11 protein-coding genes and 1 pseudogene are annotated in these 15575 nt (G+C 43.3%); 2 read left to right on the plus strand and 10 right to left on the minus strand.

From position 1 onward, the window contains the following. Positions 1–14 precede the first annotated feature (14 nt). The 5 genes from G590_RS0117375 to G590_RS20110 form a co-directional block, all read right to left on the minus strand. Positions 15–2945, minus strand: coding sequence for an insulinase family protein (locus G590_RS0117375; protein WP_022766914.1), 2931 nt, complete (start codon positions 2943–2945; stop codon positions 15–17). Between the two features lie 24 nt (positions 2946–2969). After that, on the minus strand, positions 2970–4787 hold the full coding sequence (locus G590_RS0117380; protein WP_022766915.1) for a hypothetical protein: 1818 nt from the start codon (positions 4785–4787) through the stop codon (positions 2970–2972). A 25-nt stretch (positions 4788–4812) separates the two neighbouring features. Beyond that, a complete protein-coding gene (locus G590_RS0117385; RefSeq protein WP_022766916.1) occupies positions 4813–5550 on the minus strand; it encodes a YebC/PmpR family DNA-binding transcriptional regulator in 738 nt (245 codons plus the stop codon). Positions 5551–5579: 29 nt separating this feature from the next. Then, entirely contained in the window at positions 5580–6941 is a 1362-nt protein-coding gene (locus G590_RS0117390; protein ID WP_022766917.1) for a hemolysin family protein, read from the minus strand. Between the two features lie 67 nt (positions 6942–7008). After that, positions 7009–8103, minus strand: a complete 1095-nt coding sequence (locus G590_RS20110; RefSeq protein WP_022766918.1) for a ribose-phosphate pyrophosphokinase — start codon at positions 8101–8103, stop codon at positions 7009–7011. A gap of 106 nt (positions 8104–8209) precedes the next feature. Here G590_RS20110 and G590_RS20920 point away from each other — a divergent pair, with 106 nt between their 5' ends. Further along, positions 8210–9253 carry a hypothetical protein gene (locus tag G590_RS20920; RefSeq protein ID WP_022766919.1) on the plus strand — a complete coding sequence of 348 codons (1044 nt, stop codon included), beginning with the start codon at positions 8210–8212 and terminating at the stop codon, positions 9251–9253. 7 nt (positions 9254–9260) lie between these two features. On the opposite strand, the gene G590_RS0117405 is transcribed toward G590_RS20920, so the two are convergent. The 5 genes from G590_RS0117405 to G590_RS21600 all read right to left on the minus strand — a co-directional run bounded on the left by G590_RS0117405 (position 9261) and on the right by G590_RS21600 (position 15126). Further along, positions 9261–9827, minus strand: a complete 567-nt coding sequence (locus G590_RS0117405) for a CAP domain-containing protein (protein WP_196802516.1) — start codon at positions 9825–9827, stop codon at positions 9261–9263. A 46-nt stretch (positions 9828–9873) separates the two neighbouring features. Then, the gene (locus G590_RS0117410) at positions 9874–10518 is read right to left on the minus strand and encodes a response regulator transcription factor (protein ID WP_035763716.1); all 645 of its coding nucleotides are present in this window, start codon (positions 10516–10518) and stop codon (positions 9874–9876) included. A 21-nt stretch (positions 10519–10539) separates the two neighbouring features. Next, complete coding sequence (locus tag G590_RS0117415) at positions 10540–11793, minus strand: hypothetical protein (protein ID WP_022766922.1); 1254 nt, start codon at positions 11791–11793, stop codon at positions 10540–10542. Next, entirely contained in the window at positions 11784–13253 is a 1470-nt protein-coding gene (locus tag G590_RS0117420; RefSeq protein WP_022766923.1) for a histidine kinase N-terminal 7TM domain-containing protein, read from the minus strand. The genes G590_RS0117415 and G590_RS0117420 overlap by 10 nt, the downstream gene beginning before the upstream one ends. Before the next feature lie 121 nt (positions 13254–13374). After that, a complete protein-coding gene (locus G590_RS21600; RefSeq protein ID WP_022766924.1) occupies positions 13375–15126 on the minus strand; it encodes a hypothetical protein in 1752 nt (583 codons plus the stop codon). A 235-nt stretch (positions 15127–15361) separates the two neighbouring features. Here G590_RS21600 and G590_RS0117430 point away from each other — a divergent pair. After that, positions 15362–15575, plus strand: a pseudogene (locus G590_RS0117430) (IS5/IS1182 family transposase); the annotation flags it as partial.

A 15575-nucleotide genomic window follows, 5' to 3' on the forward strand; every position in this document is an offset into this window, starting at 1 on the left:
TCGTAAAAGATCTCTTACCTTCCGACAAGCTGCTCTACTGAGCCAAAGATATCTGCTGAGCCATCAATCTTCTCAGCTGAACCGATAACACAGAGACACTCATCTGACATAAATGCATCAACATAGTCCGCAAGACTTCTGATGGTCTCCTTGGTTGTTCCAAGAAGCTCATCCCTGTTCTTCTGGATGTTTTCCATCTTGGCATTGCACAGGTAAGCAGTAAGTCCATATGCTCCCTTGGCTGATGGTGTCTTGGGTGTATCAAGGTCTGAGATAGCTCCGATTATATACTGAAGTATCGTTCTGTCGTCAGAATCAAAGCTTCTAAGGTACTCCGAAGCACCTTTAAATATTTCTATACTGTTTGTAAGGTGCGGATCTCTGTAGGTCACAAAAGCACTGTCGCCATTCTTGGCAAAGCTGCTCATGCAGCCGTAGGCTCCTCCCAGTACTCTTATATTCTTCCAGAGATAGTCATAGCCCATCATAACCTTCAGTACTCTTAAAGAGCCGTGGTACTTAAGACCACTCTTTGCAAAGTTACCTGCTCTGCAAACATACTGAACCTGACCGGCAGTCTTAAAGCCTTCGTTCTTTTTCTTTGGAACAAGCTTTAACTCACCCTTGGTAACATCCTCTGTATAAAGAGCCTTGGCAAAGTTTTTGGTCTGTTCCTCTATTCCGTCGTATTCCTTCTCTGTTCCCGTGATATCCAAAAGAAGATTCTCAGGTCTGAAGATCAGGTGACAGAGTTTTTTAAATTTCTCAACAATCTCTTTTGCCCCATCTTCTGTATCAAGGGCTTTATTAAGATTCTCAAGATGTCTGAAATAGCCTATTCCGCTTACATTGTCCGATACCATTGCCGCAGGTGATACATAGGACATAGCCCTGAGCGCTGCGCTCTGATGTCCTGCAGATGCAAGGTCTGACTGAAGTCTTGCGTACTGTTCACCAAAGATCTCGCGAAGTCTCTTGACGTCGTCAAATTTAGTGGAAGTCATGATCTCTTTTACCAGATCAAAGGCGTAATGAAGATTATCATGAAGCACCTTGACGCTGATCTCGAACTTGGTCTGGAACTTTGTAACATCCTCTGAGTCTGTATATGTGCTGATTGAACCGCTGATTCCGCCGGTTCTGATGTTGATCTCATTGTAAAGATCGCCGTAGCTGTAATGCTCAGTGTTCAGCATGCCAAGTGCCTTCTTAAGAGAAGATGCAAACGGAAGAAGCTCAGCATCAACGCTGCTCATATCAAACACGAAATTGATATATGCGATGCCGTTTGTAAACACATCATGGAAAAGAACCTTGGTTCCTTCGGCATCTCTGAGTTCATAAATAAACCTGTCGGCTTCCTTCCTCATATCCGCAAGGGTAAGAAGCGGTATCTTGGCAAGATCAGCAGGATCATCAGGAGTGTCCTGGTATTCCCTCAGCTCTTTTGTCTCCTGCACTATCTTCCTGATCTCTTCCTCTGAAAGAGACTCTTTGTATTTCTGAAGCTTGTCCCTGAGTTCCTCATCCTTCTTTTCGGTAAGGCCTTTCTCAGGACGCAGAACCACTACGCTCTTGTGATTGTTATCAAGAAGGTACTTCTGTACAAGCCCCTCAAAATATCTGCCATCCACTTCCTTCTTGAGCTCTGCAAAGGTTTCATTGGCCTCAACATTTATCCATGGCATGTTATCGTCATAGAGCCAGCTGTCGAAGACCTGAAGTCCGTACAACAAGCCCTTGGGGAAGCGGCCAAAGTCAGCCTCACGGTACTTAAACTCATCATAGGAAAGACCTGCAAGAAGAGACTTCTTGTCAATTCCCTTCTCAACCTGATCCCTGAGAATGCCCTGTATCGTATCAACAAACTCATCGAGCTGTGATTCGTCTGCGTTCTTGGCAACAATTGAGAAAACAGGCTGTCTGATACCATTGTCATACTCGCTGTAAACATCCTGTCCTATTCCCTTTTCGATAAGGGTCTTCTTGATCGGCGCTCCGGGTGCTGAACAGAGAGCATAATCAAGGATATCAAAAGCGATATAGAGCTTCTTATCAAGAGGTGAGCCTACACTGAAGTTGTATGAAAGATATGTGTTTTTGGCTATCTCATCGTCCGGAAGTACAGGATAAGGCTTAACTACCTTCCTCGGCTCCTCAAACGCCTTCTGAACACCAACCTCAGAATCAACCTCTATGCGGTCAAACTTTGAAAGATAGTTCTTGTCAATATAATCAAGCTTCTCAGCCATATCCATATTTCCAAACAGATAGATATAGCTGTTTGAAGGATGATAGTACTTTCTGTGGAAGTCCAGATACTCCTCATAAGTAAGCTCAGGAATAACATCCGGGTCTCCGCCTGACTCAATACCATAGGTCGTATCAGGATAAAGAGAGTTCTGGATTTCTCTTGAGAGCATGTCATCCGCAGATGAAAACGCTCCCTTCATCTCATTGTAAACAACACCGTTGATGGTAAGATCACTCTTTTCATCCTCCATCTCATAGTGCCAGCCTTCCTGCTTAAATATCTTGTCAGTACTGTATATATTAGGGTAAAAGACTGCATCCAGATATACATGCATCAGATTCTGGAAGTCAGCATCATTGCAGCTGGCGATCGGATACACGGTCTTGTCCGGATATGTCATTGCATTCAAAAATGTATTGAGTGAACCCTTTACAAGCTCTACAAAAGGGTCCTTGACAGGAAACTCTTTTGATCCGCAGAGCACGGTATGCTCGATAATATGAGCCACACCTGTTGAGTTCTTGGGCGGTGTTCTAAAGCCGATTGCAAACACCTTGTTGTCATCATCATTGGACAAAAGAGCTACTCTTGCCCCTGACTTTTTGTGTCTTATTAAATAGCTTTCTGAATTGAGGTCATCGATACGTCTCTTCTCGATGATCTCGTAAGAAGATAAATCTTCAATTCTCATTTATGTTCCATCCTATCTGTAATCTTATAGATCAAAGTCATCGCCGGGCTTAAGGTCGATATCAAAATCATCTTTCCTTGTTTTTGGAGCGGCGGCGGCTTTATTCTTGCGTTCTTCAGGCTTCCTGACTTCGGCCTTCTTGTCCTCTGCCTTATTGATTTCTTCTTTTTTCTCTTGTGCCTTCAGTTTCTCATTGACCTGTCTTGCTGTCTCTGCAAGGCTGATGGTTCCTGTAAACTCAGGAATCTTCATGCGGGGTGTAAGATCGACGTCCTCATCGTCCTCAGGAAGCACCATTCCCTCAGGTACAAAGTGCCCCTTGTGTTCTTCCTCTTTAGGCTCAGGATCAGCTTTTGGCTTCTCTGCCTCTGGTGCTTCTGCTTTTGGAACCGCATAGGGCTCTGTTTCAGGTTCATCCTCAAACTCATAATCGGGCTCTGTCACTTCTGCAACACCCTGTTCTGCTTCAGGTGAAGACTGCTGAATTTCTTCTTCAGGCTCTTTTGCCAAATCTTCTTCTGCATCCTCTGCCAGTTTCTTAAGCTCTTCTTCCGTCTCATCTTCTGCAGACTCACCGGCAGACGCTTCTACATACTCTGCCTCTTCCTCATCAGCGGGAAGTGCAATGAGAGAAACCACACAAGCGAGGATAAATGCATAGTACACGGTAACGAAGGTCTGAGTGTTCATCCTTGTGGCTCCCATAAAAGGAACTGAGACAAAGATGAAGATTATGGACCAAAGCCACGGTGAGATCTTCTCAACTGTTCTGTTCTTCCAAAAGCCCACAATCACTCCGCTCATGACAACGAGTGTAACAAGATAGATGATCTTGTAATCTGTGTAAGCCCAGAACATGTCGAAAGTATTGAGATTGTGGAAATAGTATGACGCCCAGTTGGCAAAGCGCACATCGGCCATCATAATTCCCTGCTCCTGAATAAACATCCCGATAAAGGTAAGTACTGCAGCAGCTATAACTACAAGGAGCCTGAGTGCCTCCTCTTTTACCTTTGTTCCGTAGATAAACAGTACCGCAAACAAAAACGGAATAATCATGATAATGGTTCCGGCGTCCATATAGGACATAAATCCTACTACCACGCCCACTATCATGTACCAGATAATCCAGGCTCCGGATTTATATCTTTTCTTAGAAGAGCATTCCAAAAAGAGTGCCACAAAAAGCATCTCAATTCCAAACATTGCCATAAACAACGGATCTGTACTGAGTTGCGGTCCTGTAAATGCCGGTGTGAATACAGGCATGAACGCAACGTATGCTGTAAACACCAGAGCTGCGCCGTAACCAAGGAGCATCTTAACCGTATAGAAACTGCATATCATGAATAATAAGAAGCATGCTATCTGGAAAAAGAACGGAACCGTAATGATATTACCGGTAAACAGAAGTATAACCTTAAGTATACTTGAGTAGATAATAGATAAAAGATCGTACTCTGCTACAGGAGTTCCGCCGACCATGGCATTCTCATAAAGGCTCAGCTTACCTGTGACCTCCTGTGACGTATGTGCAAGCAGTTCAAATCTGTACCAGACTGCGCCTGTGAGAATCAGGGCCAGTACTATCTGATAAGCAACAACAAACGGCACCTTGGTAGGCCATTTATCGGCACCAAGAGTGTCGCTGCACCTGCCTGCAAATATCACTACAACTGACATTAGCAGAATACTGAGTACTGCAAAAACTATGGAATAGATAAGTTTATTCTCATCGGGGAAAAGACCTAAAAAGAAACCGGAACTTGCCACCATAACAAATTCAAATATAAGAAATATAACCCAGATGCCTACTGCAGGCCATGCACGTCTCAGTTTCATTTTAAGTCCCCCAACATTTTAAGTTTTATTCCTCAGGCTCATCCCAGTTGTGATATACTGCCTGAACATCGTCATCCTCATCAAGAAGATCAAGAATTCTCTGAAGATACTTAACATTCTCAGGATCTGTAACAGCAACATAGTTCTGAGGGATCATTGTAACCTCAGCTGAAGCTGTCTCAATATTCTCTTTGTTAAGAGCCTCTACTACTGCCTGGAAATTATCAGGAGTTGTGAGGATCTCGTAGCTGTCGTCTTCCTCGTTGAAGTCATCTGCACCGGCATCAAGAACAAGCATCATAAGATCATCTGATGACATCTTGCACTCTTCCTTGTCGATGAGAATCTGTCCCTTGTTATCAAACATGTATGATACGCATCCGGGTGTACCAACATTTCCGTTTCCCTTTGAAAATGCAGCCTTAACATTGGATGCTGTTCTGTTCTGGTTATCTGTAAGTGCCTCTACGATGATGGCTGTTCCGCCGGGGCCGTATCCTTCGTAAGTAATGTTCTTATAATCAACGTTGCCTTCAGCGCCTGAAGCCTTCTTGATTCCACGATCGATTGTATCGTTAGGCATGTTGTTAGCCTTAGCCTTGGCGATAACCTGAGCAAGCTTGAAGTTGTTGGCAGGATCAGGTCCGCCTTCCTTAACTGCTACAGCAATTTCTCTTCCGATAATGGTAAAGATCTTACCCTTTGCTGCATCATTCTTTTCTTTTTTGTGCTTGATGTTTGCAAATTTTGAATGTCCTGACATAAAAACTTCCTTTCGTATTACTTGTTAATCTATTTTGCTATTTCTGATTCTTTTTCTTCTTCAGCAGGCGCTTCCTCCGGCAATTTGGTCAGAAGAACGCTGTTAACCATGTGATTCTGAACTGAAAGAATCTTGAAATTATAGCCATCCACTGTTACTTCAAAGTCCTCATCGCTCTCAGGGATCCTGTCGAGCTTGGATATAATATATCCGTTGAGGGTTTCAAACTCACTCTCTCCAAAAGAGATCTTAAACTTCTTCTCAAGTACTTCAAGAGGAGTCTTGCCATCCACCGTAAACTCACCGGCGTTCCTGGTGGGCTTGACGTAGTTCTCATCCTCATCGTACTCATCCATGATGTTTCCTACGATCTCCTCAAGGATATCCTCCATGGAAACAAGTCCCGCTGTCTGTCCGTACTCATCAATGACAATTACCATCTGAGTCTTGGAAGACTGCATGCTGTGGAAGAGCGAATCAATATTCCTGGTCTCAGGAACAAATTTGGGCTGCCTGAGGAGTCCCTTGATCTTCCTGATGGGGAGATCCGAATCAGTACTGTCGGAGAGCTTCTTCATGGCATCTCTTATATGCATGATTCCTATGATGTGATCAATATCATCAAGATACACAGGGAATCTTGAATTGTTGGTGTCCATCATGAAGTCTACCGCTTCCTTCAGGCTGATGTTGGCATCAATTGCCACCATGGCGTTTCTGTTGGTCATGATATCCTGAGCTTCCTTGTCAGAAAACTCGAAGATATTGGAGATCATATCCGCCTCGGATTCCTGAATAACGCCCTGCTCCTGTCCCTCAGTTACCATGGATTTGATCTCTTCCTCTGTGACATCGGTAAGATTATCATCTCCTCTGATACCGAATATGTAAAGGATACTGCTTGATAAAAACACCGAAAGCATCACAAGCGGATATAGGATCACTCTGAAAATAGCGGCCGGATAATAACACCCATATGCCCATTTCTCAGGGTTTCGTGCTGAAAGCCTTCTTGGAATAAGGATTCCGAAGCTCATAATGAGCACAGCCACAATTATCCCGGTCAGTATAGTGACTATTGCACAAGTCACTCCGCTTTCCGAGAATGAAAAGACCTTTGCAAAAAATCTGCTGAGCTGCAAAACGCACAATATGCCAAGCACCATATTCAGTATGATGGTCAGCAGCTGCATAGCTTCTATATGGTGAGTCTCATCCTCCAGGAGCTTTAACAGCTTAGCACTGATCCTGTCCTTGTTCTCAAGGCTCTTTTTCTCAATCTCATCCTTGCTGACATGCTCAAGTGCCATGCCAAAACCATGGATCAGGAAATCAATAATGAGAATGACAAAAAAGGCGATAATAGCGGCCGAAGAGGGACCACCCTCCATAATATTTCCTCCTGTATAAAAAGGTTTGCAAAATAAGTCAAATTACACTATACCACATTTTCTTATATTATGCTTCATTCTTTTTATAGTTTTCTATAGTTTGTTTGATTCTGTCCGCAGGTTTGATGATCGCATGCAGGCTGTCGCCCTTGTTTATGGTATCTATGATCGCTGCAATATATCTTCCCATTTTTACGCTGCAATAGTAGGGTTTTTGCAGCAGTTCAGGCTTCTGATGGATAAGGTCCGTGGTAAACATGCGGTCAAATAAGCCTTCCTCGTATGCCTTATCAAATTTCTCAAAGCCTCTTGAGAACAGACCAAAGGTTGAGAAGATAAATACTCTTTTGGCGCCTTTTTCCTTGAGCTGCCTTGAAACATCCATCATGCTTCCGCCGGAATCTATCATGTCATCCACAATTACAACGTCCATGCCTGATACATCTCCGCCGCAGAAATCATGAGCGACAATCGGGTTCGTACCGTTAACGATTGTGGAATAGTCTCTTCTTTTGTAGAACATTCCGATATTTACGCCAAAGATTGATGCAAGGAAAACTACTCTCTCAGTTGCTCCCTCATCAGGCGCAACAAACATCAGATGCTCTTTGTCGATCTGAATATCATCGTATTCCGTAAGAAGAGCCTGTGAAAACTGAAGAGCAGGCGAGATGTTTTCAATTCCCTTAAGAGGAACTACATTCTGCATTCTGGGGTCATGGGCATCAAACGTTACAACATCATACACTCCCATCGCTTCAAGCTCTTTAAGCATAACAGCGCAGTCCAGCGACTCGCGCATGGTCTTTCTGTGCTGGCGGCTCTCATAGAGGAAAGGCATGATAACGGTAATCCTTGAAGCCTTTCCGTTACATGCAGCTATTATCCTCTTAAGATCCTGATAATGGTCATCCGGAGACATCCTGTTCGGCTCTCCGTCCATGTTGTAAGTAATGGAATTGTTGCACACATCAACAATTATGTAGATGTCCTTGTCCCTTACCGATTCTCTTATTATTCCCTTTGCTTCTCCGCTGTTGAATCTCGGACACTCACACGCAATAAGATAATCCTCTCCGCGCCATTTCTTTAATGTGTCGTTGACCTTCTCTCCTATACCCGCTGCTGATTCAAGGGCTATTATTCCAAGCTTTTGTGTCATCTATAGCCTCCGTGTTTTTGCATAGTTACTGTACCCTAATTATATGAAAATCTTGTGCAGGTGTCACATTTTTCTTATAATTGAGAAAGTATTGATTGGAGGCAAAATGGTTTCATTTCTGACAATGATCATCAATGCAGTGACCACTGCTCTTCTGTATGCCCTGAAAGCGTTTTTTTCGCTGATTTCATGGTTTCTTAAGAGCTTTCTTAAGGTTGTCAAGCTGTTCTTTGCGGCTCTGCCGGTCACCTGCATTGTTTTTTTCCTGCTTTTTATTGTGAATATATTTCTGCTCTTTGGGGGCTTTAACAGTATTGTGAGCAATATCCCGGAGGGAACTGACATTGCCCAGCAGGCCACGCCCGTACTGGACAGAGGAAGACATGTGACTATTTCTATTTTTGCTGAGCTCTATCGCTGGTGGATGTTTAATATTCACTCCTATAGCGGAAGTGTTGCTTACATCGCACTTTTAGTCCTGACAGTTCTCATGTTCCTTCCTGTAGTGTGCGTACTGCTCCTCATCTCGGTTTTCGCCTCCTACGGAAATGTCCTGTTCATCGCTGCGGTAGTTGATGCTGTACTCTATGTCCTGATGGCTCTTTTTGGCAAGAGCTTTATCTCCCAGCTCATGGGCAGATACTACAGGATGTTCCCAGAAGCCGGCAGGAAGCACGAGGAACGCAAATATGACAGGATGATGAAAAAGAGAAATCGAGAACTCGAGGCGGAAGAACGAAGCCGAAAACGCGATAAGCGTGCCGAGTTCTACGAAGACGAGGACGACGGATCCGACAATTACGATGATTACGATGATTATGAAGATCCTGACGACTACTACGAAGACGAAGATGATTACTACGAAGATGAAGAGGAATATTACGAGGACGAAGAAGACTACTACGAAGATGAAGACGAAGACTATGAAGACGAGGACTTCGAGGATGACTATGATGATCCGAAACCCAGCCGCAGGCCATCCCCTTCTGCTGCCTTCGATTTCTTCGCAGGCTGTAACAGCCGCGAAAGCGTAGACAAGAAATACAAATCGCTCGTCAAACTATATCACCCCGACAACATGGACGGTGACACTGCTGCTCTTCAGGAGATCAACGCCCAGTATACCGATGCCAAGAAAAGATTTCAGTGAACTGTGTTTACTCTGCTTTTTTTGAGCTGTCATTACCAAACTCACACGTCCAGTAAAACTGACCTTTGCTGTCTTCATAAACAGCTATCGCAACTTTTGTAAAATCAGGGCAGAGAAAATTCTCCCTATCAGCAGGGTTCTCCAGCCATGATTCCATGACTTTTTTTACGTCACCTGAAGCTCTGCAGATATCCTCCCCCAGAAGCATACTCGGATAGAGCGTATACCATTCCGCTCCATTTGGGCGAATATGGTTCTTATCAAAACTATATGAAATCTCCTCAGCCCGGATTACTGCACAGGTTGCAAGCTCCTGATCCCAGACAAATGCACTAAGTCCATTGTCATCTCGAGCCGTGTTCAGCATCTCAAAAGCCTCATAAATAAGCTCCTGATTATCAGGCGCCATGTAGTAGCCGTCAATAATATCTTCAATATCAGGTGCTGTGCCATAATCAAGCTGTGAAGTATCTCGGTATGCCCTTATTTCCGAGAACTCCATATTATTAGATGCTGTATTTCTACCACAGGCACATATGCACAGTGCCATAGTCGCAGATATCACCTGAATCATAAAGCGACGTCTTCCCATAATTTCTATCCACTCCTCAATATTAGATTTACTTATCATCCTCTATTACAAGACCTGTAGCCCTGGCCTTTATTGCCAGTTCTGTTCTGTTTTGAAGGTCTGTCTTTTGAAGCATGCTGGATATATGAGTCTTAACAGTATCCGGGCCTATGAATAGCTTTTCCCCGATCTCAGTGTTGCTCATACCCTTGGTCAGACACCTGAGCACAGCAAATTCTGCCCTGGTAAGGTCAGTACTCTTAGCCTTTCCGATATATACTGTCGGAGCACTTCCCGGATACACATTTTCTCCAGCCATGGTTCTGTCCATAACATCCAAAAGGTCCGACGCCTCTCCGCCCCAGTTCTCCTTGTACCAAAAGCTCTCCACACCGATCTTTTTGGCTTTATCGATGTAGGACACTTCAGGCATTGAAGTAACTATTATGATCTTGATATCGGGGTGTGACTTCTTGATCCTCTCGGCAGCATCAATCCCGTTTGAGCCATCCCTCATGACCACATCCATTATCACCAGATCAACAGCAAATCTGTCGCAGTACATGCTCGCCACAGATGCCGATTCCAGCGCATACAAAAGCTCATATCTGTCAGAATCATCAATCAAAAGCTTAAAAAGCTGTCTTGGCATCGCCTGATCTTCAACAACAATGACCTTTATCTTTTCAATCATATCTCCCACTTATGTACCCTCTTATATTGCATATACCTCAGGTAATATCTCGCTAAGCCTGCTATCCAGTGTTATGGTCAAAAGAAATACCGGTATGCTTTTGATCTTCATAGTCCCGCCGTTTCTCTCAACCAGATTTCTAAGATTTAAGAGGCCTCCGCTTTCGACGATCTCTTTTCCGGGTGGATTACCGTTATTGCTGATGATGACCTTGATCAGATTTCCATCAGTGACGCACTTTACTACCACCGCATCACCACCTGCATGTTTAAAGGTATTGACTGTACATTCCCTTATGGCAGCTGCAATTATCTTATTTGCAGCACCTCCATCAGGAATATTTCCCTCAATAACAACAGAAACACCCACATCTTTTGCAGCCCTGAGCACCACCTCAATGTCAGTGGACATATCCTTTTTGTTGTCTTCATCCAGGATACTGATGTTGTTAAGGAATCGGACCACTACATCATTCCTGTCCCCCGCACCGGTATCCAGATAATGCTTGGCTGCGCCGATACAATTGCCAAGTTCATCATGTATTCTGATCCTGGTCTTTAAAACTTCTCCCTCAATGGTCATATCCGTAATTGTTTCGTTGAGGCTGCGAAGTCTTCTACTTTGAATTTCAAGCTCTGCATTCTTCCCCGCAAGTTCTTCCAAAAGCCTGTGTTCCTCTGTGACATCAAAGGCCAGAACTTCATTTATAGCGCTTCCCCGATAGTCCTTTTTTCTCTGTTCAAAAGAGAATACTCTTCCATCGGACATTTTTACTATCGGCTCATCAAGTCTGTCTGTTAGCTCTTTTCCATAAGTCGGAGTCCTTCCGCATATCTCTTGTGAAATACTGATCATCGCCGGATTTATCATATGAATAGGCTCATTATCATAAAAGAACATAACTCCGTCAGGCAGTGCATTGAATCCCTCTCTAATACTGACAGGCGTGATAGTCGAAAACAGATATGAATGTATTTCCAGGATCAGTACCGTGTAAATTACAATGTACCCGTTAACAAGAGCAATCGCTGAGAGCTTAGGCATTTCAGCCACAAAGCTGTACAGCGCTCCTCTATTTGGATCTGCTTCAACAATTTTTGTTATATACTCAAAGAATATTTGCGAGAATACATATGCTCCCACTGAAAACAATAGGCCCAGAAAGACATATTTAAATTTCCGTCTCCTGTTGATAAAGGTCGAAGATATCGCAATTCCAAGTATGAACATGGCAGTGAAGAAAAGGGCTAAGAGTCTTACATGGATCAGTTCCATAAAACCTTCACCTCACTTCCTGTCTCAAAGGCATCAAATAACGCCTTATGGGAATACTCATAGATGTCTATCATCTTTTCATTGGTCAGCTTCCCGTAATCACATATGCGAATTCCACATTTTATTCCGGCCATTTTTGCAAAGTTAAAGAGCTCACTTACTGCAATGGAAAAATCTCTTTTCTTTATGTCCTCTCCACTCTTTACCGCAAGGAGCAGGTTTGCGCCTCTCTTGATAAAGCAGGCTTCAAAGCATGAAATAATCAGCCTTTCCCTAAACTCTTCCTCAGTAAGATCCTCCGAGCCTTTAAGGCTTTTTTCTATGATTCCGAAATGAGGTTTCATGTAGCATACGATCTCATCATATATATCATTTTTTACCTTCAGCTTTGCGCTTCTGGCCTTGATCTCTGCCTCCTCTATCAGCAGAGCATTGCTTTCCCTCAGTTCATCACCGACTTCTTTAAGAGTCCTGTTAAGAGCATTGATCCTGCTGATGTCCTCACTCCAATAGATCGTGCCTCCCATTATGTTCTTACTGTGCTGCTTGATATCCTCTGAGTCGGTTATTATCTTGTTTTTGGACTCAAGGGTAGCCTTACCTCTCTTAGCCTTGATAACAGCAGAAATATCAGCAATATTGAAAATCTCGGCATATCCCGAACTTGACGGAAACAGTTTGAAATGGATCATAGTCTCCCAGAACATGACAAAGGTCATGCTATAGAGCATGGGCATGGTTATAGGGACAGTCCCGAATACTTTCAGATTATCTGAAGTATTAACAAACAGGACCAGAGTCAAAGCATAGTGACAAACAGCAATAAAAGAGCCGATAGCGGTTCCCCTTCTAAGCCTCTTTCGAAAGCCTTTATCCAGGATGATAATGAAACTGATCAGCATAAGAAGATAGGTCCAGGCCATATTGATGTAAAAAAGTATCCCATGGCCATAGTCCTTGTTCCAATTTGCAAAGCCATCCCCAAATGAAAATGCCAGCTGATGGTAATCGTTGGTCATGAAAAGAACTATCTGCAACAGAGCAGGCACCAATAAAAGCTTTAGATATACGGGTATCTTCTCTGTCGAAGCTTTACCCGTAAGTACAGATATATATAGAGATAAAAGAGGCACGACTGTAGTTGGTATGTAGTACGCATACCACATCCTTCTCTCATAAACCTCAGCACCAGAGAATATCGTATATTTACATAATTGGGTAAAGTGAAGGAGCATTAGTAAAAGAGCTATAAGACAAAGGAGGAGTCTCTGCCTTCCGACAACAATCCTGGCCTTGATATAGACTATCCAGACCACACATGCCACGAAACACAAAAAGATAGAGAGATCATTGGTCATAAAATCAGCCGGGGTATATCTGCTGAGTATTGCCAGCAGATAGATCGCGGTCATCACGTATATAGCGTAGTCATCTGTTTTAATCAGTTTTATCCCGGACAAAATTATCATCTCCCAATAAAATAAATTCACTATATACAGTTTACTAAAAAACTAGGGACTGTAAAAGAACTAACAGTCACTTTTACAGTCCCTAAATATTTTTTACTAAAATGTTAAGCTATCATGCTTTCTTCTTGATAAATACTGAAATGATGTTTGCAACCATACAGCCGGCTACTGCAAGTATCATTATGATAACTCTTGCCATAGAATTAGCTGTATCCTCTGTTGAACCTTTTCTTGCGCCGAGTACTACTCCGCTAGGTGCTTCTGCAGAAGCATTTTCTCTTACTTCGCCAAGAACAGCTGCAGGTGCTGTAGCTACCGGTGTATCTGTAATAGTAGCTGTTGTTACTGTTGTAGGCTCAGATGCCAGTGTCTCAGGAGTTGTCTGCTGAACAGGCTCGTCAGCAGGTGTATCCTGCTGAGGCTCATCGTTATTTACAGGATCATCAGGTGTATCCTCTTGCTCTTCCTGTCTTTCCTTTGGAAGCCATCCGCTACCGCTTATGACAACCTTGATCACATCATCATAATCAGTGTACTCAACCTCATAGCCGGTTGCTATTTCAACCTCAAACATGGCCGTAATCCCTGAGAAATACTTAAGCCTCATCTGCTCAATAAATGATTCTGCTTCAAAATCAGGTACGTATGAATAGAAAGTGCCATAATTTACGTTGTTTTTTAGCTCATCAAGGTTAGCCGGATCATTACTTCCGTATTGATTTTGATCTTGATCTTTAAGACTGGAATAATATTCATCAACTATATAGTCATCTCCTGATTGGTTAACAATCTGGATCTCAGCGAACTGGATCAGATCAAAGCCACCTTTCGCTATTCTGAATATATCTGAAAGATCGATAATGATCTCGTCGAGGCCGCCCGTAACAACTATCCTATAGGCTTCAGTATCCTGTGCGAGTTCATCTTCCGGACTCACATACTCAACATAATATCCGTCAAAATGTATTTTTCCTTCAATGTCCCTGCCATCCTCAGCAAAATCGACCTGCGTCGCTGTCATTTCAGTGGCACTTGACAGGATCACCTGATTTACATTTACTACATTTTCGTCTTCTCTTATCTCCTTCTCTTTAGCGTCAACCGCATCCTGATCTGCAAACATTTCGGGCTCTGTTGTATCAGTATAAGAATCTATAATATACCAGTTGCCATCAACTGATCCGGCAAAGTCCATAGCGTCAGAACGAGACTCAGTATAATAATAATTTGTAAATTCTTCACCATCATGAACAACAGTCGCACTTCCTGAATAATCTCCGCCTTTGCTTATAAAATCAGCTTCTATCTTGTCCTGCTCTGCCTGCTTTTCAGCAGCGATCCTGTCGGCTTGCTCCTCATCCTCAAAGCCTTCGCCGATCCTATCGCCATATTCGTAGTATTCGCTATCGTCATCTTCATCTGCCAGTACAAGTTCAGGGCCTTCCCAATGAATGCCATTTTCGTCATAGTAATCGTCGTCTTCATCGCCGTAGTCATCATCATCGTCGTCATCATCGCCGTCGTCGAAGTCATCATCATCGTCGCCGTAGTCATCGTCGTCGCCGTCATCATCGTCATCATCGTCGTCATCATCGTCATAGTCATCATCGTCGTAGTCATCATCGTCGTAGTCATCATCGTCGTAGTCATCATCGTCGAATTCAGCATCGACATCGCCGGGATTGATATCATCTCCGCCGTCATACTCACCATTGTCATAACCATCGTCATAACCATCGTCATAGCCATCTTCCTCAGCATAAACCGGAAGCGAGGCTGCAGTTACCGTGGTTCCCATTACCATTGCTGCCGTTGCACCGGCAATCACTTTCAGAACAATTCCTCTTACTCTCTTATTTGCCATATTTGCTATCTCCCTCATAATAGATAAACAAAGTTTCTAACTGCAGATAAGATTTTATATCCGGAAGTAAAATAAAAAATCACCCAAACGGGTGATTTCAGACTGTAGACAAAGTCCACGGCATTCGCCGTGGATTTTTCTTTGTAAAAGTGTCATGAACCCAGTATTTATCTGGGATTGAGGCACTTTTTCTGGTATAATAGAAGTATCAAAGTTGGGAATGGGGATTGCCTTTATGATGACTTCTAATACCGAAAGAAAACGCGAACAGATGCAGTTTGTGAGCATGGATGACCTGGTTCCCCAGGACCACATGCTACGTCTTATCGATAAAGCCATTGACTGGTCATTTATATATGACCTTGTTGAAGATAAGTATTCATCCGACATGGGCAGGCCCAGCATGGATCCTGTCACTCTCATAAAAATCCCATTCATTCAGTATTTAT

This window comes from Butyrivibrio sp. XPD2006 (assembly GCF_000420865.1).
GTDB lineage: Bacteria > Bacillota > Clostridia > Lachnospirales > Lachnospiraceae > Butyrivibrio.